Origin of the sequence: Neisseria sp. LACPHL-SPEC-2024-00856 (genome assembly GCF_047915665.1) — a bacterium.
Taxonomy (GTDB): Bacteria; Pseudomonadota; Gammaproteobacteria; order Burkholderiales; family Neisseriaceae; genus Neisseria; species Neisseria polysaccharea.
The window spans coordinates 37230-58337 of record NZ_JBLRPR010000007.1 but is presented as its reverse complement, the minus strand read 5'-3'; the positions used below and the strand labels follow the sequence as shown (position 1 = coordinate 58337).

Annotated in this window: 18 protein-coding genes and 1 pseudogene; 5 read left to right on the top strand and 14 right to left on the bottom strand. The window is 49.3% G+C overall.

What is annotated here, in order from left to right; all coding sequences use genetic code 11:
- The 6 genes from pilW to ACNAU7_RS07450 form a co-directional block, all read right to left on the bottom strand.
- Entirely contained in the window at positions 1-762 is a 762-nt protein-coding gene (pilW, locus tag ACNAU7_RS07475) for a type IV pilus biogenesis/stability protein PilW (RefSeq protein ID WP_107862757.1), read from the bottom strand.
- Between the two features lie 2 nt (positions 763-764).
- The gene (gene rlmN / locus ACNAU7_RS07470) at positions 765-1859 is read right to left on the bottom strand and encodes a 23S rRNA (adenine(2503)-C(2))-methyltransferase RlmN (RefSeq protein WP_416301819.1); all 1095 of its coding nucleotides are present in this window, start codon (positions 1857-1859) and stop codon (positions 765-767) included.
- Positions 1860-2002: 143 nt separating this feature from the next.
- Complete coding sequence (ndk, locus tag ACNAU7_RS07465) at positions 2003-2428, bottom strand: nucleoside-diphosphate kinase (RefSeq protein WP_416301818.1); 426 nt, start codon at positions 2426-2428, stop codon at positions 2003-2005.
- Between the two features lie 58 nt (positions 2429-2486).
- Positions 2487-3638: a cell division protein ZapE gene (zapE, locus tag ACNAU7_RS07460; protein ID WP_416301817.1), complete on the bottom strand. Its 1152-nt coding sequence runs from the start codon at positions 3636-3638 to the stop codon at positions 2487-2489.
- Between the two features lie 539 nt (positions 3639-4177).
- Positions 4178-5005, bottom strand: coding sequence for an S-formylglutathione hydrolase (gene fghA, locus ACNAU7_RS07455; RefSeq protein WP_416301816.1), 828 nt, complete (start codon positions 5003-5005; stop codon positions 4178-4180).
- A gap of 8 nt (positions 5006-5013) precedes the next feature.
- Positions 5014-6123, bottom strand: coding sequence for an S-(hydroxymethyl)glutathione dehydrogenase/class III alcohol dehydrogenase (locus tag ACNAU7_RS07450; protein ID WP_416301849.1), 1110 nt, complete (start codon positions 6121-6123; stop codon positions 5014-5016).
- 147 nt (positions 6124-6270) lie between these two features.
- Here ACNAU7_RS07450 and ACNAU7_RS07445 point away from each other — a divergent pair, with 147 nt between their 5' ends.
- Complete coding sequence (locus tag ACNAU7_RS07445) at positions 6271-6678, top strand: MerR family transcriptional regulator (RefSeq protein WP_416301848.1); 408 nt, start codon at positions 6271-6273, stop codon at positions 6676-6678.
- Positions 6679-6876: 198 nt separating this feature from the next.
- Here ACNAU7_RS07445 and ACNAU7_RS07440 read toward each other — a convergent pair whose 3' ends face one another.
- The 7 genes and pseudogenes from ACNAU7_RS07440 to ACNAU7_RS07410 form a co-directional block, all read right to left on the bottom strand.
- Positions 6877-7191, bottom strand: coding sequence for an integration host factor subunit beta (locus ACNAU7_RS07440; protein ID WP_002213349.1), 315 nt, complete (start codon positions 7189-7191; stop codon positions 6877-6879).
- A gap of 10 nt (positions 7192-7201) precedes the next feature.
- Positions 7202-8887, bottom strand: coding sequence for a 30S ribosomal protein S1 (gene rpsA / locus ACNAU7_RS07435; RefSeq protein ID WP_416301815.1), 1686 nt, complete (start codon positions 8885-8887; stop codon positions 7202-7204).
- 155 nt (positions 8888-9042) lie between these two features.
- Entirely contained in the window at positions 9043-9699 is a 657-nt protein-coding gene (gene cmk / locus ACNAU7_RS07430) for a (d)CMP kinase (protein WP_416301814.1), read from the bottom strand.
- Positions 9700-9961: 262 nt separating this feature from the next.
- A complete protein-coding gene (locus ACNAU7_RS07425) occupies positions 9962-11332 on the bottom strand; it encodes a sodium-dependent transporter (RefSeq protein WP_416301813.1) in 1371 nt (456 codons plus the stop codon).
- Positions 11333-11622: 290 nt separating this feature from the next.
- Positions 11623-12014: pseudogene (locus tag ACNAU7_RS07420) on the bottom strand (DUF596 domain-containing protein).
- 335 nt (positions 12015-12349) lie between these two features.
- Positions 12350-13042 (bottom strand): 16S rRNA pseudouridine(516) synthase, encoded by a 693-nt coding sequence (locus tag ACNAU7_RS07415; RefSeq protein ID WP_416301812.1) that lies wholly within the window; start codon positions 13040-13042, stop codon positions 12350-12352.
- Between the two features lie 67 nt (positions 13043-13109).
- Positions 13110-15086, bottom strand: a complete 1977-nt coding sequence (locus ACNAU7_RS07410) for a LysM peptidoglycan-binding domain-containing protein (RefSeq protein ID WP_416301811.1) — start codon at positions 15084-15086, stop codon at positions 13110-13112.
- A gap of 177 nt (positions 15087-15263) precedes the next feature.
- Here ACNAU7_RS07410 and ACNAU7_RS07405 point away from each other — a divergent pair, with 177 nt between their 5' ends.
- The 3 genes from ACNAU7_RS07405 (at position 15264) to ACNAU7_RS07395 (ending at position 17663) form a co-directional block, all read left to right on the top strand.
- A complete protein-coding gene (locus tag ACNAU7_RS07405) occupies positions 15264-15929 on the top strand; it encodes a class I SAM-dependent methyltransferase (protein ID WP_416301810.1) in 666 nt (221 codons plus the stop codon).
- Between the two features lie 51 nt (positions 15930-15980).
- Positions 15981-16808: a DNA-formamidopyrimidine glycosylase gene (gene mutM, locus ACNAU7_RS07400; protein ID WP_416301809.1), complete on the top strand. Its 828-nt coding sequence runs from the start codon at positions 15981-15983 to the stop codon at positions 16806-16808.
- 87 nt (positions 16809-16895) lie between these two features.
- Positions 16896-17663 (top strand): 1-acyl-sn-glycerol-3-phosphate acyltransferase, encoded by a 768-nt coding sequence (locus tag ACNAU7_RS07395; protein WP_416301808.1) that lies wholly within the window; start codon positions 16896-16898, stop codon positions 17661-17663.
- Between the two features lie 209 nt (positions 17664-17872).
- On the opposite strand, the gene ACNAU7_RS07390 is transcribed toward ACNAU7_RS07395, so the two are convergent.
- Entirely contained in the window at positions 17873-18184 is a 312-nt protein-coding gene (locus tag ACNAU7_RS07390; RefSeq protein ID WP_416301847.1) for a stress response protein, read from the bottom strand.
- 529 nt (positions 18185-18713) lie between these two features.
- On the opposite strand from ACNAU7_RS07390, the gene nrdA reads away from it, so the two are divergent.
- Entirely contained in the window at positions 18714-20993 is a 2280-nt protein-coding gene (gene nrdA, locus ACNAU7_RS07385) for a class 1a ribonucleoside-diphosphate reductase subunit alpha (protein ID WP_416301807.1), read from the top strand.
- The last annotated feature ends 115 nt before the right edge of the window (positions 20994-21108 follow it).

Genomic DNA, 21108 nt, shown 5'->3' with positions numbered 1-21108 from the left:
TTATTGACCGGTGAGGACGGTTTGCAATTCTTCCGAGTAGGGGAAATTTGCCTGCAGTTGCGCTTCGTATTCGAATGCCGCCTGCGCGTTTCCAAGGGCTTTGGCAATTTTCCAGCCAAGCAGCAAATCATCGGCCTGAAGGACTTCTACCCTGCTTTGGTATTTTTTAAAGTAGTAATCGGCATCGCCCAACTGCCCGGCCAGCATTTTGGTGCGCGCCAGTTCTTTAAATGCAGGGGGGAACTGCGGCTGCGAGGCGAGCGAGCGTTCCAAATAGGCTTCCGCCAATCCAAATTGCCCCTGTTTGGCACTGCATATGCCTTTATTCAGGTTGGCAATATAAGGGGTCGGGTAGGTGGGGTCGGCCAGGGCTTTGTCGAAATATGCCATAGATTCGGCAGGGCGGTTGAGCCTGCCGCACAGGAACCAGCCGTAGTTGTTGTTGATTTCGGCACTGTCGGGTTTGATGGAGAGGGCTTGCCGGAAACTTTCCTGCGCCTTGTCGTTAACTTTCAGGTATTGATAGATTTCGGCACGGACCAGCCAGGCAAGCTCGTTTTTAGGGTCCGATTTCAAGGCATCTTCAATACTTGCCGTTGCCTGACGGTAGTCCTGACCGCGCATATATTCCATTGCCAACTGGGTTTTGATATTGGAAACCTGATTGGCTTTTTCTGCCCGCGAGGGGCGGTAGGAAGTGCTACACGCGCCCAAGGCAAGAACAAGTAATAAAGACAGTCGTTTGGATGGCTTAAAAGGCATAATTACCCCTGTTGTCCGATTAAAATCTGCTGCCATTTTTGTTGACGGCGCGTTTTATCCCGAACCTGACCTGCCAGCTGTCCGCAGGCGGCATCGATGTCGTCGCCGCGCGTTTTTCGTACGGTAACGACAAATCCTGCCTGCTGCAAAATATCGCGGAACACACGGATGTTCTCATTGCTGGAGCGTTCGTATCCGGAGTTTGGAAAGGGATTGAACGGAATCAGATTGAACTTGCAGGGAACATCTTTGACCAGTTCGATCAGTTCGCACGCATGTTGCGCCTTATCGTTTATTCCGTCCAACATGACGTATTCGAAAGTGATGAAATCCCTGGGTGCTTTGACCAGATAGCGTTGGCATGCAGCCATCAATTCTTTCAAGGGATATTTTTTGTTTAACGGTACGATTTGGTTGCGGACTTCGTCATTGGAAGCGTGGAGGGAAACCGCCAAAGCCACCGGCATGACATCGCGCAACCTGTCCATTTGGGGAACCATACCCGAAGTGGAAACGGTTACACGGCGGCGGCTCAAACCGTAGCCGTGGTCGTCCAGCATAATGCTTAAGGCGGTAACGACATTGTCGAAGTTCGCCATCGGCTCGCCCATACCCATCATCACTACATTGGAAATTACGCGTTCGTTTTTCGGTGTAACACCCATCGCTTTGTTTGCCCACCACAACTGTCCGATGATTTCGGCAGCAGTCAGGTTGCGGTTGAAGCCCTGCCGGCCGGTCGAGCAAAATGTACATTCCAAAGCGCAGCCGACTTGCGAGGAAATGCAGAGCGTGCCGCGATCCGATTCGGGGATGAAGACGGTTTCCACCCCGTTCCCCGTCCCGACATCTAGCAGCCATTTTCGAGTGCCGTCTGAAGATTCTTGAGACATCATCAGCTTGGGAATTTCGATGCTTGCCTGTTCGTTCAGTTTATGGCGCAGGGATTTTGCCAAATCGGTCATTTCGTCAAAATTTTGCGCGCCGGATTGGTGCATCCAACGCATAACCTGTTTGGCACGGAAAGGTTTTTCGCCCATATCGGCAAAATGTCGGGTCAGCCCTTGAAGGTCGTAGTTGAGCAGATTGGTTTTCATGTGTTTGTGTTTTTCTTAAATTAAGGCTTCAAATAAAAAATTGCAGGGCAGGCAAGTTTGATTTGAAGCCTTTTGCGACAGAGTTTTCAGACGGCATGGATATATTTTATGCCGTCTGAAGAGGAGTTATGCGGTGTATTGTATCAACGGGGGCAGATTTCGGTTTGGCTGAAAAAGTAGGCAATTTCCAAAGCGGCATTTTCCGGAGTGTCCGAGCCGTGTACGGCATTGATGCTGACCGAAGTGGCAAAGTCCGCTCGTATCGTGCCTTCGGCGGCTTCGGCGGGATTGGTTGCCCCCATCAGTTCGCGGTTTTTCAGAACGGCGTTTTCGCCTTCCAGTACTTGAATCATAACCGGACCGCCGGTCATAAATTCAACCAATCCGGCGTAGAAGGAGCGGTCTTTATGAACCGCATAAAATTCTTGCGCCTCTTTGAGGGTAAGCTGCTTCATTTTGGCGGCAACGATTTTCAGACCGTTCTCCTCAAAGCGGCTGTATATTTTGCCGATAACGTTTTTGCCGACGGCATCGGGTTTGATGATGGAGATGGTACGTTCAATCGCCATGCTATATCCTTATTTTTACTTAAGAAGAGTCAAATCGGTATTCTACCAAAAAAATAACTTATCCGCCTGAAGCCTTGGGAGATAGGGTCAGGTGCGGCTGTTCCAAATAAACTTCGGACTGCATTTCGACCATCCGGCTGGCGGTGCGGGTAAATTCTTCGGCAAAATCGCCTTCCGTGTAGATATGGTTGACATCTACCGCGCCGGTGGCACACAGTTTGACACGGAAATCGTAGAGTACGTCAATCAGCCAAGTCAGCCGCCGCGCCTCCGCCTTTTCTTGCGGTGAGAGTTGTTCCAAACCTGAAATAAAAACCATTTCATAATGTTCGGCCAAATACAGATAGTCGGACTGTGAGCGGGGGCCGAAGCACAGTGCGCGGAAATCAAACCATATGGCACGGCCGGACTCGGCTTTGTGGGGAATTTCCCGGCCGTGGATGGTGCTGATGCCGGGGTTCAAATCGGTAATGCCCGTCATTTTTTTGAACAGTTTTGCCAGTTTTGCCTCATTTTCTTCATTGGCAGGCGTAAAGAAAATCTCGGCGGGGCGGAGGGTACGCAGCCGGTAGTCTTCCCCGCCGTCAACGTTTAAGACGGTCAGGCTGGACTCGATGAGCGCGATTGTGGGAAGAAAACTGCTCCGGTTTTGACCTTGCGGGTAGAGTTCGGAAGGCGCGTAGTTTGAAGTCGCCACCAAAACAACGCCCTCGTTAAGCAGGTTTTCCAGCAGACGGCCTAAAATCATTGCATCCGCAATATCGCTGACATGAAATTCGTCAAAACATAATACGCGGGTTTCTTTGGCAATCTCGGCGGCAACGGATTTCAATGGGTTGCTTTCGCTTTTCAGGGCTTTCAGCCGCCGGTGGATTTCTGCCATAAATGCATGAAAGTGGACGCGGCGTTTGCGGCGGTAAGGGAGGCAGCCGAAAAAAGCGTCCATCAGAAAACTTTTGCCGCGTCCGACCCCGCCATAGAAATAAAGCCCTTTGGGGACTTGCGGGGAACGCAAACTCCTGCCTAAAAAACGGTTTCTTTTGCGTTTGAACATCATCAATTCGGTCCAAAGCCGATCGAGGTGTTCGATGGCGGCAGCCTGCGCGTCGTCGCGGATGAAGTTGGGCAGTTGTGAGGCAGCCTGATACCAAGTCAGCGGGCTGTGATTTTCAAACGGCGGGGCTTTAAAAAGTTGGTCTCTATTACTCATATTTAACCTTGTTATACTTCTTGCGGCGGAGAAAGAAAATGCTTACCGTCGGTATTATAAATGATTTCCTTCAAACTTGGCGTTTTCCGTGGAAAAGAATAATGACGCGCACAAGGGAGTATAAGCAAAGGCGGCGTTTCAATATGGTGCAGATATGAGCCCAAATGCCTTTTATTTCAGGCTGCGTTTTAATATTGAAGAAGGATAAATGAAACAGATGGTGAATCGCGAAGCTGTTACGCCACCGTCAGCTTGGAGGGGGAGAAAACAAAACAGGAACAGGCTGCTTATACAAATTCGGCAACGAATAATACGAAGCCCGAAAGTGAAGTAGGAAATACGGGCGATTTTAATGTTTGACCAATCAGGGTTTAAGCTCAAAAATCATACTAATTAAATCAAGGGCAGGGTTTGGTAATCCGTAGAGCCAGCTCCTTCCGGTTCAGACGGCATACGTTTATGTTGGTATTTTGCCGGCACTTCTTACCGCCCTCGTGCCGGCTATCCCAAACTGCTTTGAAAACTGAACGCTCTTCGGTTTACTTCAAAAACGCGGCGTGATAAGCAATATGCTCGCCAATAAAACTGGCGATGAAGTAATAGCTGTGATCGTATCCTTTATGGAAACGCACATCGACCGGCTGGTTTGCCGCACGGCAGGTTTCGATGAAATCTTCAGTACATAATTGTGTCGGCAAAAATTCATCTTCCAAGCCTTGATCAATGCGCATACCTTGCACTTTATAGCCTTGTTGAATGAGTGAGTTCGCATCATATTGCTGCCATTTTTCGCGATCTTTTCCTAAATAAGCAGTAAAGGCTTTTTCTCCCCACGGTACGAGGCTTGGCGATAAAATAGGCGAAAAGGCAGAAACACTTTGATAATGTTCCCGATTCCGTAGTGCCAATACCAATGCGCCGTGTCCGCCCATCGAATGCCCCATAATGGAACGTTTACCGTTGGTAGGAAAGTGTTTCTCAATCAGACGGGGCAACTCGTTCAAAATGTAATCATACATTTGATAATTCGCCGCCCAAGGCTGCTCGGTCGCATTCAAATAAAAGCCTGCACCCTGTCCTAAATCGTAAGCGGCATCGTTCGGCACTTGTTCTCCGCGAGGACCGGTATCGGGGGCGACCACAATCACTTGATGTTCTGCCGCATAACGCTGGAAGCCCGATTTGGTAATGAAATTTTGTTCCGTACACGTCAAGCCGGAAAGCCAATAAATTACACCAAGCGGTCGATTTTCCAGATTATCAGGCAAATAGACGGCAAATTTCATTTCGCATTGCAGCGTTTGGGCATTGTGTGCCCAAACTTGTTGCGAACCGCCAAAAATTTGATGTTGTTCAATCAGTTTCATCGCATACCTTAGTAGTGAATAACGGCGCGGATCGATTTACCTTCGTGCATTAACTCAAAGGCTTCATTGATTTGATCGAGTGTCATTGTGTGGGTTACAAATGGTTCCAACTGGATGTCGCCTTTCATTGAATCTTCCACCATTTTCGGAAGCTCAGAGCGACCTTTCACGCCGCCAAATGCCGTGCCTTTCCAAACACGGCCGGTTACCAACTGGAACGGACGAGTTGAAATTTCTTGTCCTGCACCGGCTACACCAATAATAATGGATTGACCCCAACCACGGTGTGCACTTTCTAATGCCTGACGCATTACGTTTACGTTGCCGATACATTCAAAGGTATGGTCAATGCCCCATTTATTAATGTCTAACAACACATCTTTGATCGGTTTATCGCAATCGTTCGGGTTCAAACAATCCGTTGCACCAAACTGTTTTGCCAACTCGAATTTTGAAGGATTAGTATCAATGGCGATAATGCGGCCGGCTTTGGCTTGACGCGCACCTTGCACCACCGCCAAACCAATCGCGCCTAAGCCAAACACGGCAACAGAGTCGCCTTCTTGCACTTTTGCCGTATTATGTACCGCACCAATACCTGTGGTAACGCCGCAGCCGAGCAAACATACTTGTTCATGGTTGGCTTCAGGGTTGATTTTCGCCAGTGAAACTTCGGCAACAACTGAGTATTCACTAAAAGTCGAACAGCCCATATAGTGATAGATCGGCTGACCTTGATAAGAAAAACGCGTCGTGCCGTCCGGCATTAAGCCTTTACCTTGTGTATCACGCACTGAGACGCATAAGTTGGTTTTACCTGAACGACAAAACTCACATTTACCACATTCAGCGGTATAAAGAGGAATGACGTGATCACCTGGTTTTACGCTTGACACACCTTCGCCCACAGCAACAACCACACCCGCACCTTCGTGTCCAAGCACCACAGGGAACACACCTTCAGGATCGCTTCCTGATAACGTAAATGCATCAGTATGGCACACGCCCGTGTGGGTATTGCGGATTAACACCTCGCCTTTGCGCGGCATTTCTACGTCGATTTCCACAATTTGTAAGGGTTGATTTGGAGCGAATGCCACCGCCGCACGAGATTTGATGGTTGAATTGGTTTGTTTCATTTCCATTGTCTTTCCTCTTAATTCATTGACAAAACAGCCTTGCCTGAGCAACATAGCAACAGTTTACACTTTAGAGTTCACTCTAAGGCAAGTGTTTTTTACTGTTTTTGTTTAGAAGGAGGGAAAATGACTTATACCACTGCCAAAGCCGCCGAAAAAATAGGCATCTCCGCCCACCCCCTACGTTTTTACGACAAAGAAGGCTTGTTGCCTAATATCGGACGTGATGAATATGGTAACCGCTGTTTTACCGATAACGATTTGCAATGGTTGGGCTTATTGCAATGCTTGAAAAATACGGGAATGAGCTTAAAAGACATCAAACGCTTTGCGGAATGTACCGTCATTGGCGACAATACCATTGAAGAACGCCTTTCCTTGTTTGAAAATCAAATAGAAAATGTGAAGTGTCAAATTGCCGAATTAAAACGCTATTTAGATTTGCTTGAATACAAATTAGCGTTTTACCAAAAAGCGAAAGCATTAGGTTCGGTAAAAGCCGTAAATTTGCCGCAAATTCCTGAAACGGCTTAGTTTTAGTGCAATAAGCAGGATTTTTTTCCTGTTCGTAATAGAAATCAACAATTTGTTGTTTAAAAAGCGGATTGTAAGCAATGATAAAAAAATCCACGCTCTAATCCGTTGCTTGCTTGGCTTAAGGCATTGAAGCAGCGGATGAAGTTAAACCACAGAAAAAAACGCCGCTTGGAAGCGGCGTTTTGATGCTAAGGTTTAATTGGCATTTTCTTTTAAAGCCAAATCGACCCGCTCGCGCAACTCTTTACCGGGCTTGAAGTGGGGTACATGTTTTTCAGGTACTTCCACACGCTCGCCGGTTTTGGGATTGCGACCGATGCGGGCAGGACGATGGTTCAAATCGAAGCTGCCGAAACCGCGAATTTCGATGCGTTGACCTCGGGCAAGCGATCGGGTCATGGTGTCAACCAAGACTTTTACGCTGTACTCTACGTCTTTTGCCAGAAGATGCGTGCCGTTTTTGGCGGCAAATACTTCTGCCAAGCGAACCATTAACTCAGACTTTGTCATGTCTGCAACCTTATTCTTGCTCGCCGGAGAGTTTGGCTTTCAGCAGGTCGCCCAAGCTGGTGGTACCGGCATTCGCATTGGCAGCGGCATTGACGGAGTTCAGTGCTTCGCGGCTTTCTTTGGCATCTTTGGCTTTAACGGAAAGTTTGATGCTGCGGTTTTTGCGGTCAACGGTAACGATGACGGCTTCAACTTCGTCGCCTTCTTTCAGTTTGGTGGTCAAGTCTTCAACGCGGTCGGCTGCAAATTCGGAAGCAGGCAGGTAGCCTTCTACTTCGTCAGACAGGGCAACAACGGCACCTTTGGCGTCAACAGATTTCACGGAACCTTTAACCAAAGAACCTTTGTCGTTCACGCTGATGAAGTTGCCGAAAGGATCGCCTTCCAGTTGTTTGATACCCAAGGAGATGCGTTCTTTTTCCACGTCGATTGCCAATACGACGGCTTCGACTTCTTCGCCTTTTTTGTATTTGCGTACGGCTTCTTCGCCGGATTCGGTCCAGGACAGGTCGGACAGGTGAACCAGACCGTCGATGCCGCCGGGCAGGCCGACGAATACGCCGAAATCGGTAATGGATTTAACCGCACCGGAGATTTTGTCGCCTTTGTTGTGGTTGGCGGCAAATTCTTCCCAAGGATTGGCTTGGCATTGTTTCATACCCAAAGAGATACGGCGGCGGCCTTCGTCGATTTCCAAAATCATGACTTCGACTTCGTCGCCCAGTTGTACGACTTTGCTCGGGTGTACGTTTTTGTTGGTCCAGTCCATTTCGGAGACGTGTACCAAACCTTCGATGCCTTGTTCGATTTCGACGAATGCGCCGTAGTCGGTCAGGTTGGATACTTTGCCGAACAGGCGGGTGCCTTGCGGATAACGGCGGGTCAGACCGCTCCAAGGATCTTCGCCCAGTTGTTTCATACCCAAGGAAACGCGTTGTTTTTCTTGGTCGAATTTCAATACTTTGGCTTCAACTTCCTGACCGACTTCCAAGACTTCGCTCGGGTGTTTCACGCGACGCCATGCCAAATCGGTGATGTGCAGCAGACCGTCGATACCGCCCAGGTCAACGAATGCGCCGTAGTCGGTGATGTTTTTGACGATGCCTTTGATGACGGAGCCCTCTTGCAGGTTTTCCAGCAGGGCTTTGCGTTCTTCACCCAAAGTGGCTTCCAGAACGGCGCGGCGGGAAACCACGACGTTGTTGCGTTTTTTGTCCAGTTTGATCACTTTGAATTCGATTTCTTTGCCTTCAAAGTGGGAAGTGTCTTTAACGGGACGTACGTCAACCAAAGAACCCGGCAGGAATGCGCGGATGCTGTTGATCATAACAGTCAGGCCGCCTTTGACTTTGCCATTGATAACGCCGGACAGGATATCGCCGTTTTCCATCGCTTCTTCCAGGGCAATCCAATCGGCTGCGCGTTTGGCTTTTTCGCGGGACAGTTTGGTTTCGCCGAAGCCGTTTTCAACGGATTCGATGGTAACGGTAACGAAGTCGCCGACTTTGACTTCAATTTCGCCTTGAGCGTTTTTGAATTCAGCTACATCGATCAGGGATTCTGATTTCAGACCTGCGTTTACGGTAACGAAGTTTTGGTCGATTGCCACTACTTCAGCGGTAATCACCTCACCCGGGTTCATTTCTTGCAGGGTAAAGCTTTCTTCCAACAGCTGAGCAAAATTTTCCATAGACATATATAACTCTTTTCGGTACACCGCCAAGGGGTGCGGGGTGGGTTGGTGGATGTCTGCCGTCCTTGGCAGGGCAGACGGGTAAATAAGGTTTCAGACGGCATATGGGGGATTTTTATGCCGTCTGAAACGTAATGTGGGTAATTATACCTGAAAATTTAAACTTTACGATACCAATCAAGCACTTTTTTTACAGTTCCTTCTATAGTCAGGCGGCTCGTATCCAAAAGCAGGGCATCGGGCTGTTGTTTCAGGGGGGCGAGCGTGCGGTTTCGGTCTGCCTCGTCTCTGGCTTCGATGTCGGACAGGATGCGCTCGAATGCCAAACCTTCGCAGGGAATGCCGATTTGTTTGGCGCGGCGTTCGGCTCTGATTTTGGATTCTGCCGTAAGGAAGATTTTGAGTTCGGCTTGGGGGAAAATGACTGATCCGATGTCCCGTCCGTCGGCGACCAGTCCTTTTTCGGTCAGAAAATCACGTTGGCGTTGCAGCAGTGCGGCACGGACTTTAGGCAATTGCGCAACGGCGGATGCCCCCATGCCTATGGCTTCTGTCCGTATGCCGTCTGAAACGTCTTCTCCGCCGAGCAGGATGCTGCTTCCTGCAAATACGGCCGGTAGTTTTTCGGCAAGTTCGGAAACACGGTGCTCGTCATGCCATTGAACACCTTGTTTTTGTGCATACAGTGCGGTCAGACGGTAAAGTGCTCCGGAATCGAGATAGTCATATCCCAATGCGGCTGCGACTCGGGAGGCTACCGTTCCCTTGCCTGATGCTCCCGGACCGTCGATAGCGATTACTTTTTGTCTGTTCATAAAAGGTATTCCTGATAATTCAGCATGTGGGATTTCTAATTTTACATGCCGTCCTAAGGGTGTTTCTCGTTGAGGGCTGATTCTACCTGTTTCAAATGATTATTGTCTAAGGGTGCGAATTACCGGTTACTCAGGAAATTCTGATGGAGATTCAGAACCTGATAAATTTGTTCGGATTTTAGCATTTCGGATATTGGAGTGGAAATAAAAGCAATGCCGTCTGAAGTCAGTATGGCTTTCAGACGGCATTAATCGGTGTGAATCAGAAAAGGTTGCTGACAAAAATCAGCAGGATTACGAGGGGCACGAGGTATTTTACATAGGCGAACCAAATATTGACCGTCGTATGATTGCCTTTATAAAGTAATTCTTCCTTCGCTTCGTCTTTCATCACAAAACCGACAAACAGCGCGGAGCCGAGCGCGGTCAGCATAAACAAGATGTTGCCGCTGATATAGTCGAAGGCATCGAAAATATTTTTGCCGAACACGGAAACGTCTTTCCATGGGCCATAGCTCAAAATAGACGGGATGTTGCCGAAAACGAAGATGGCGGCCAATACAATTGTAATCGCGGCGGTACGGCGGATTTTGGTTTTTTCCTGAATGGTCGTAATCAACACTTCATAAATCGTCAGCGAAGTTGTCAACGCGGCAATCAGGAGCAGCGAGAAGAAAATGACGGCGAACACGGGTCCTGCCCACATATGTGAGAACACAATCGGCAAACTTTGGAATACCAAAGTCGGGCCGGAATTGGGCGCGACGCCGAAGCTGAAGAGCGACGGGAAAATCATAAAGCCCGCAAGTACGGCGATGATGGTATTGGTAATTGCCGTGATAACTGCCGTCTGAACCAGATTTTCGTTTTTATCCAGATAGCTGGATAAGGTAATCATCACGCCGAAACCCAAGCTCAAGGCGAAAAATACTTGTCCCAAAACGAAGACGAAAAGCTCAGTGGTAATCTTGCTGAAATCAGGCTTCAGATAGAAAGTAATCCCTTCCATTGCGCCCGGCAGGGTAACGTTGCGTACGACCATGGCAATCAGGAACAAAAACAGCAGCGGCATCAGGTATTTCGCTGCTTTTTCAATACCGCCGATAACGCCTTTGACTAAAATCCATTGGTTCACAACGACAAACAAGAAAGTGTAGAACGCAATTTCCCAAGGGCTGTTTTCAATGTGTTCGGTAAAAAAGCTTTTTGTAATCACACCGTCAACGGGGCTGGAAATGTCCAGATTGCCGCCGATAATGTTGACGATATAGCTGATGACCCAGCCGCCGAGTACCATATAATAAGCCATGATGCCGAACGCGCCGAGCAGCCCCATCCAGCCGACCAGCTTCCAAATTTTGGCAACGGGTTTGCCGTTCATCGAACCACCGAACGCATCCAGCGCGTTCACACCTTTGCGCCGCCCGATGACGTTTTCTACTAAAATCATCGGTATGCCGATAACGAGCATGGCGATACAGAATAAAAATACATACGCGCCGCCGCCGTTTTCACCGACCAAATACGGGAAACGCCACGTCGCGCCGAAACCGACAGTCGCGCCGGCAACGGTAAGGATATAAGTCAAACGGCTGGACCAGGTTTGACGGTTGGTATTTGAAGGGGAAGACATATTGAAACCGTGTCCGATTGAGATAAAGCGGAAATTTTACACGTGTTTTTTAACAGGAACTGACTGATTGTTTTTTAAGTGTATAGTTATTTTCACTAATAGAGTTATATTTTATAGTGGATATTTCTGATTTGCATAAATCAACAAGGATTGAATCAGATTTTATAGCCTGAATATTGTTTATATAAATCAAATATTTCTCATCTACTTACATTGGAATATAACCGAATTAAGCCAATTTGCTAACTGATTAATTTTGTTATATATGATTATGGTTTATACTAATACGCTTACTTACCTTGTTTTATTTGTTCTTCGTAAATTTCTATTTTAGGTAATTGTGTCAGTTCAATAGGACATGTTGCTCTCCACCAAAACCATTCAACGTAATACCAAGGATTATCTGGAAAATACAATCGCATTTCATCTACATCTTTAGGCCAAATTTTTCTTAATTCATCTACCTGTGTTTTTGGCGATCCAGTTAGTATTTTTTTGGATTTTCCCGATAATCGCACAACTCAATAACACCATCTGCAAGAAGTTCCTCTAAGAATTTAAAAAAATTTATTTCTAATAATGGATCTTGTATATCTAAATTCAAATAATCTTTATATTCATTAAAAATATCACCTAAAAATTCACATTTTTTTGATAATTCATATTTTAATTTAATGTCCATATAAGATCCCTATCAAAATTTTAGTTTTAATAGATTAATCGTTTATTTTTCTACAACAGGACGGTGAAATGAAATTTCATATGTCATATGGGCGGAGATGTTGCACCGGTAATATATGTAGTAAATGAAGATAAAAAAACCATCTATACAAGGGGAAGTATAGATGGCCAAACACATTACGGGGAAAACGTCTTACTCATAAGCCTGCTTGAACAGGCGTTACTCAGACAAGAGGATTATATCGCAAACTAACTGTTTTTTTTTGAGTTAATTTTTGTAAAACTACTTATTTAATAAGCATATAGTTGAATATAGGGAAATTATGGAATTTTGTTTCAGAATTTTGGACATTCGATAAATTTCCATTCCCCGGTCTTGAGGTTTTCTGTTTCCAGATGTGCGAATTGTCTGCGATGAAGATGCTGCACGCGGTTGCCTGCGGCCGCTATCATCCGTTTGACCTGATGGTATTTGCCTTCCGTAATGGTCAGTAATAATGTGGTCGGGCTCTCTAAGTTGGCATCAGCGGCGCAAACGGTTTCATTTTCATCATGAAGCAGGACGCCGTTTTTTAGCGTTTCACAGAGCATTCCGTCAGCAGGATGCTTGAGTGTTACCTCGTATAATTTGGGAATCTTACGGCTCGGAGAGGTAAGGTTGTGATTCAGTTTGCCATCGTTGGTAATCAGTAATACGCCGGTTGTATCTGCATCCAGCCTGCCGACTGCCTGCATGTCAATATTGCGCATATTGTCGGGGAACAGGCTGAATATGCTGCGGTAGTGCTTCGGTTTGTGTGAAGTTTCGTAATCTTCAGGCTTGTTGAGCAGGATGTAGAAATAGGGTTCGGGAATAACGGTTACTGCTTCCCCGTCAATATCCAACGTTTCGACGGATGAGGAATCGATGTCTGCATCGGTGTCGTCCATGCAGGTTCCGTTGATGGAGACGCAGCCGCCCCTAATCAGCCATTGGCACTGCTTGCGGCTTCCTATGCCTTGATATTGCAGGTATTTGATGAGTTTCATGATGGTATGGGAAATGTGGGATGAAAAAGACAGGACTGCGAAAGTTCTGTCATATGCCGTATCCGAATCAGCTTCCAATCAGTTTGACCCTCTGTCCCGGATTGATGGTGTTCAGGTTGGGATTGAGCCGGCGGATGTCGTCGATATGGATATTGAAGCGCGCGGCGATACTTTTGAAGGTGTCGCCTTTGCGCGCGGTGTAGGATACTTTTTCAATACGGGTTTGGGCAGGGGCTGCCTGCGCCAGGCGGAGTACCTGTCCTTTTTGGATGGTGTTGCCTTTGATGTTGTTGGCGACAATCAGGTCGGCTACGCTGACGTTGTAGCGTTTGGCAATGTTGAACAGGGTGTCGCCTTCTACAACGCGGTGGATGCTGGCATGGAGCGGGGAGGTTTCGGCTTCGCCATCGGCAGCTTTGGCTACGCGCGTTTCCAAACGTACCCGGTGTTTGCCGTCGGCGGCAATGGTATGTTGCGGAGATGCGGAAATTTTATGTTCGACAACTGTGTCAGGCGTGCCGATGACGGCAGAGATGGTTTCTTCAGCCTGTCGGCGCAGGTTGTTTCGGGCAACAAGCTGCATGAGTTCGTCTGCCGCCTGCATGTCGTTTTGGGGGACGATCTGCGCGAGTGTTGCGGTTTGGGTTTCAGACGGCATGGCGGTCTGTTTTTCGGTTTGAGGTTGCGCTGCGGCTGTCGCAAGGGCAGGTTCGGCAATGCGGACAAGGGGATCGGGTTCCGTACGGACGGTTTCCTGCGGCAAAGGTGCGACGGTAATGTCCGCTGTCTGTGCGGCGGCGGGTCGGATTCGGGCAATGCCGACGTTCACCGTGCCTGCCGGCATATTGGAACGGTAGGTGTCGGGCGTATTGTCGATGTCGATGGAAACGACGGATTCCGATGCCGTCTGAAGGGTCTTGCCGTTCTTGGCGACAAGGATGCTGCGTCCTGCGTTGACAAGGTTGCCGTTCAGGTTGTTGAGGCGTTTGATGTCGGCAATGCTCATACCGGTTGCCGTCGAGATGTCGGACAGGCTGGTTTTGGCGGCAGGCGTATAGACTTCCCATGAAAACAGGCTGTCAGGTGCGGCGTTGAGGTAGTTGCTTTGGAAGGTTTGGACGGATGCGACAGGAAGCAGCAGTTTGCGTTTGCTTTTGGGGATGAACGCGGGGACGTTGAATGCGGGGTTTAGGGCGAGCAGCTCGCTTTGCGTGATGCCGGCAAGCCGGGCGATGGCTTCGTTGTCGAGCGGACGGTCCGGTTCGACTGCCTGAAAATAGGGTTTGTTGTCTATGTCGCTGATATTCATGCCGAAAGATTGGGGGGCGGCAATGATGTTGCGCACGGCGAGCAGCTTGGGGACATAGTTGCGCGTTTCGTTGGGCATACGCAGGTTTTCGTAGGTCGGTTCGAGCCCTTGGGCGCGGGCGCGGTTGATGGCGCGTCCGACGTTGCCTTCACCCCAGTTGTAGGCGGCAAAGGCAAGCGGCCAGTCGCCGAACAGTCCATAGAGGTATTGCAGATAGTTGAGTGCGGCATCGGTGGCGGCGTAAACGTCGTGCCTGCCGTCGTAAACCGGTGTTTTTTCCAGGCCGTAATGCCTGCCGGTAGCGGGCATAAACTGCCATAATCCTGATGCGCCGACGTGTGATTTGGCTTTGGTGACGAACGCGCTTTCGATGAAGGGAAGCAGGGCGGCTTCGGCGGGCATATTGCGTTTTTTGACTTCGTTGGCGATATGGTACATATAGGGTCTACTCCGGTTGATGACCCTGTTGAAATAGCTGCGGCTTGCGATGAATTTGCTTTCGTGGCGGCGTACCAGTTCGGGATTGACTTCGCCCATCCGGAAGCCTTGGCGCAGCTCGCTCCACAGGCTGCCGGATTGGAAATATTGTTTTGTCGGTGGCAGGTCGAGTATTGAAGAGTTTAAGCGCATAATCGCCAAACCGATTTGGTGTGAAGAGGTGTTTTGAGCGTATAGTGAGCCAGAACAGACGGAGAGACCCGAGGCAGTCAGGACGATGGTTTTGAGTTTGGACATGATTTATATCGGCGGAATAAACATATTCTATCGTCCGATGGTACTGTTTGACTGAAAAAGCGTCAAGTTTTACAGGAACTTTATGCGGATTCGGAAATGGACGGCCGATGTGTTTTTTGACAGAAATTCTGTTTGGAATAGAATATCGGCAGGCAATCTGTTTGAAACGGACGCAATATGGATGCATGGTTTGAAGATACGGCGATGGGGCGGTATGTTGCAAAATTGGAACAGGACTTCTTCGGGCGGTATCTGGATTCATACCGTTTTTCGGGAATGTGTGCGGTTCAGGTGGGCGGCAGGTGGCTGATGCCGTCTGAAGATGTTGTCTGTGTGCCGCGAGATATGTCGATGTCGGCGGAAAATATGGCTTTGGCGGATGTTTCTGCGGATATGCTGCTTTTCCCGCATACTCTGGAAGGCGGTGTTCCTTCGCAAATCCTGTCTGAGGCGCACCGGATATTGAAACCGTCCGGACGTTTGATGCTGACGGGTTTCAATCCGTATTCGCTCTGGGGATTCAGCCGTTGGTTTGACGGCGAACGCCTGCCGGAAAAACGGTTTTGTCTGCCGTTGTCCGAGTTGAAAAGGCGGCTTGCCGATGCCGGTTTCGATATTGAATTTGGGAAATTTATGGTGTATCTGCCGCCCGTTTCGTCGCTCGGGCAAATACGCTTTTGGCGGTTTATGGAAAAGGCGGGCGACCGTTGGTGGCCGCAGTGTGCCGCAGTGTACGGTCTGGTTTTGGTCAAAAGGGCGGCGGGCGTAATGCCCCTGCCCGCGTGGGACGGGTATTGGGGCGGCAAAGCCCTTGCGGCGGGTGCGGCAAGGGTTGCGGATTAGGGACAGCCGTCTCTCAGACGGCATCTGTCAGAAAAAATGTCGGGAGGGGTTATGCCGGAATTGCCGGAAGTGGAAACGACGTTGCGCGGCATCGCGCCGCATATTGAAGGGAAAACGGTGGAAACCGTGATATTGCGCCAGTCGAAGCTGCGCTGGCAGGTCAATCCCGATTTGGGGGAGATTTTGTCCGGCCGGCAGGTTTTGTCCTGCGGCAGGCGTGCCAAATATCTGATTGTCCGTTTTCAAACGGGGATTTTGCTGATTCACTTGGGGATGTCGGGCAGTTTGTGGATTTTTATGCCGTCGGACGGACGTATCGGCAAGCCGGACAGACACGATCACGTCGATATTGTGTTTTCAGACGGCACGGTCATGCGTTACCGCGATCCGAGAAAGTTCGGCGCGATACTTTGGTATGAGGGAATCGAAGAACATCATCCGCTGTTGGAAAAACTGGGGCCGGAGCCTTTGTCGGAGGCATTTTGTGCGGATTATCTGTATGCAAGGCTGAAGGCGCAGAAACGCGCGGTCAAACTTGCCCTGATGGACAATGCGGTCGTGGTCGGTGTGGGCAACATTTATGCCAACGAGAGCCTGTTTAGGGCGGGCATTTCGCCCCGCCGTCCTGCCAACCGCCTGAAAAAGAAAGAGTGCGCGCTTCTGGTTGAAACCGTCAAAGCGGTGTTGCAGCACGCCATTGAAACGGGCGGCAGTACGCTGAGGGACTTTGTGGACAGCGACGGCAAAAGCGGCTACTTCCAACAGGAATATACGGTGTACGGGCGGCACAATCAACCGTGCCCTCGGTGCGGCGGTTTGGTTGTGAAAGAAACTTTGGGGCAGCGCGGCACGTTTTATTGCCCGAACTGTCAGAAATAGGGCTGAAAACGGTTTCAGACGGCATTTTATCGGTATGCCGTCCGAACGTTTCAACAACAAACACCGATTATCGGGAAAGAATTGCTCATGTCTTCAAATAAAGCTTCATTTTTTACACGTCTGCGCCGCTTGTGCCGTTTGGCGGTCTGGCTGTTCAAAACCGGCAAAAACCTGCGCGGTATTGACGGCGGCTGCCCCGAGTCGCGTAATCGGGCGGTAATCGAGTTGGGTAGGGGGGCTTTGGCGGCTTTGGATATCGGATTGGAGGTGGGCAGACCCACACCCGAACATCCGAACGGTGTCTTGGTTGCCGCCAACCACGTGTCTTGGCTGGATATTTTCGCTATGAGCGCGGTTTATCCGAGCAGCTTTATCGCCAAGCAGGAAATCAAAAGCTGGCCGGTATTGGGCAAGATGGGGCAGAACGCGGGAACGGTGTTCATCAACCGCAATTCGCGGCGCGACATCGAACCGATTAACCGCGCCGTCTGCGAAACCTTGCAACGCGGTCAAAACGTCAGTTTTTTCCCCGAAGCGCGGACTTCCTCCGGACTGGGGCTTTTGCCCTTCAAAGCCGCGCTGTTCCAATCCGCCATCGATGCGGGGGCAAAGGTTTTGGCGGTCGCGCTGCGTTATTATGACGAAACGGGAAAAAGGACGGCTCGTCCCTCATATGCCGATGTCGGTTTGCCGACCTGCCTGTGGCGCATTGTGTCCATGAAAAAACTGACCATCAAAGTCGATTTCGTTTGCGTGGCGGATACGGCGGAAAGCGAAGACCGTTATGCTTTAAAAGATAAAATCGAAGAAAGCATCCGTGCCGTTGTCGCCGGCGATGCGGACGTTGCCATCTGAAACCGGTTGTCGGAATGTGGCAGTATGATTCGCTTTTGCGGATGTATAGTGGATTAAATTTAAACCAGTACAGCGTTGCCTCGCCTTGCCGTACTATATTAAGGCTGCGGCAACGGGAGCACCTCAAACGAAATGGCGTAAGGATAGTTTGTTGTATCTATGGAAAATGCCGTCTGAACCTGTGTTCAGACGGCATATTTTATATGGGATTAACGGTGGAACCTGCTGCCGTCGAAATCATCGAAAGCCTCATAAGCCGCCCGGCATTGGGTTTTCTGTTCCTTATAAGGCAGGGAGCGGAATGCTTTGCGCGCCTTTTTGTTTTCGCGCAATTCCTGCACGTTGCCTTGCAATCGGTACCACGCGGCACGGCGTTCCAAATATTTCCTGCATTCGGGGTGCAGCATCTGCTTGTTTGCCTTGCGGATATGTTTAGTATGTCGGTGGGCGGGTTCTGACGTACCGGCAGCGGCAGTTGTCGATACCAGTCCCAATATTGCAGACAACAGTATGGCAAGCATCTTTTTGACAGACATGACGATCCTTTCAGTTTGTAATTCTTTCCAGTATAGGATGGAAGGATGGAACGGGCAAATTGTCGGCAGTTTCAGACTCATTCAGCCGACAAAACTTGCCGTTTGATATGCAGATTCAAATAACACATTAATCTCAATAATAAATTCCAATCGGTAAGAAAATGGAATTTGTCGGCGGCGGCGTGGCAAAAATCATACTTTGCAAAATTTAACAATTTGCAGGGGCAGAAAACCGGAAGCTTTCCTTTTTCGTCGGAAAATCCTTATTTCATCGCCTTGTAGCCGGAGCCGGTCAAAAGGCAAAAAATTTACCCGTTTTTTATCGGTAAAGAATTATCAGATAAAACAAATATTATAGGAAAAATACGACAGGCGGGTTTTATCGCGCATTGCCTGAAACTGAAAAATGCAACCGTTGTCAAGACTGGAGAAAATGCCAAAAATCCACTATATTGTCTGTCTTAATTTATTTGAAAAGACCGTGTCTTGAATATCAAGAGTGGAAGAGGAAGCGATGAATACACCGACTGATTTGAAAGTAACCAAACGAGACGGAAGATTAGAAGCCATTGATTTGGATAAGATTCACCGTGTCGTTACTTGGGCGGCGGAAGGATTGGAAAATGTTTCCGTGTCGCAGGTCGAGTTGAAATCGCACATCCAGTTCTACAACGGCATCCGCACCGACGACATCCACGAAACCATCATCAAAGCCGCTGCCGATTTAATTTCGGAAGATACCCCGGACTACCAATACCTTGCCGCGCGTTTGGCGATTTTCCATCTGCGTAAAATAGCCTACGGCGAATACGAGCCGCCGCACCTTTACGACCACGTTAAAAAACTTACCGATGCCGGAAAATACGACAGGCATATCCTTGAGGATTACAGCCGCGAAGAATTTGACGAGCTGAACGCCTATATCGACCACGAACGCGATATGTCCTTTTCCTATGCCGCTGTCAAACAGCTCGAAGGCAAATATCTGGTACAGAACCGCGTTACCCGCCAGATTTACGAAACGCCGCAGTTTTTATATGTTTTGGTGGCGATGTGCCTTTTCAGCAAATACCCGAAAGAGGCGCGCTTGGGTTACGTCAAACGGTTTTACGATGCCGTTTCCACATTCAAAGTATCGCTGCCGACCCCGATTATGAGCGGCGTGCGTACGCCTACGCGCCAGTTCTCAAGCTGCGTATTGATCGAATGCGACGATAGTTTGGATTCCATCAATGCCACTACCAGCGCGATTGTGAAATACGTTTCCCAACGCGCGGGTATCGGCATCAATGCCGGACGTATCCGCGGTTTGGACAGCGAAATCCGGGGCGGCGAAGCGCGGCATACCGGCTGCATTCCCTTCTTTAAAATGTTTCAGGCGGCGGTCAAATCCTGTTCGCAAGGCGGCGTGCGCGGCGGCGCGGCAACCTTGTTCTACCCCTTGTGGCATATCGAAGCCGAAAGCCTGCTGGTGTTGAAAAACAACCGCGGTGTGGAAGACAACCGTATCCGTCAGCTTGATTACGGCGTGCAAATCAATCGTCTGCTGTACACCCGCCTGATTAAGGGCGGCAACATTACGCTGTTTTCGCCCAACGAGGTTCCGGGGTTGTACGAAGCGTTTTTTGCCGACCAAGACGAATTTGAGCGGCTCTATACGAAATACGAGCAAGACCCGAACATACGCAAGCGTATCATTCCGGCTGCCGACCTGTTTTCCACGCTGATGCAGGAGCGTGCCGGGACCGGGCGCATCTACATTCAAAACGTCGATCACTGCAATACGCACAGCCCGTTCGATCCGCGCGTCGCCCCCGTGCACCAGTCCAACCTGTGTATGGAAATCGCGCTGCCGACCAAACCGCTGGACAACATCAACGACCCTGACGGCGAAATCGCCCTGTGTACCCTGTCCGCCTTCAACTTGGGCGCATTAAACAGCCTGGACGAATTGGAAGGGCTTGCCGATTTGACTGTGCGCGCACTCGATGCACTTTTAGATTATCAGGGATATCCGGTAGAAGCCGCGCGTACCTCTACTATGGGCCGCCGTTCGCTCGGCATCGGCGTCATCAACTACGCCTACTATCTGGCAAAAAACGGCGTACGCTACAGCGACGACTCCGCACTCGGCCTGACCCACCGTACCTTTGAAGCCATGCAGTATTACCTGCTCAAAGCGTCGGTAAACCTTGCCAAAGAATACGGAGCGTGTCCGCTCTTCAACCAAACCGTTTATTCGCAGGGTAAATTGCCCATCGACACCTACAAAAAAGACTTGGATGCCGTGTGCAACGAGCCTTTGCACTACGACTGGGAAAGCCTGCGCGCCGACATCGTCAAATACGGCCTGCGCAACTCTACTCTGACCGCACTCATGCCGTCTGAAACCAGTTCGCAAATCGCCAACGCCACCAACGGTATCGAGCCGCCACGCGGCTTGGTAACGGTCAAAGCGTCGAAAGACGGAATCCTGAAGCAAGTCGTGCCGGAGTTTGAAACCCTGAAAGACGCCTACGAAACTCTGTGGCAGCTTCCGAGTAACGAAGGCTACCTGAAACTCGTCGGCGTGATGCAAAAATTCGTCGATCAGGCGATTTCCGCCAACACCGCCTACGACCCGGGCAAATTTGAAGGCAGCAAAGTTTCCATGAAACAAATGCTCAAAGACTTATTGACCGCTTACAAATACGGCGTCAAAACCCTGTACTACCACAACACCCGCGACGGCGCGGACGATACGCAAGCTGATATTCAGGATGACGGCTGCGCGGGCGGGGCTTGTAAGATTTAAAACAGGTTAATTTTTGAAATATATCCAAGGCTTCTAGATAGTAGAAGGCTTCAAGGATTTTCTTAAATTAGTGCCTACTACTATATGAGGCTAAGTTGTTATTTTCCAGAAAAGG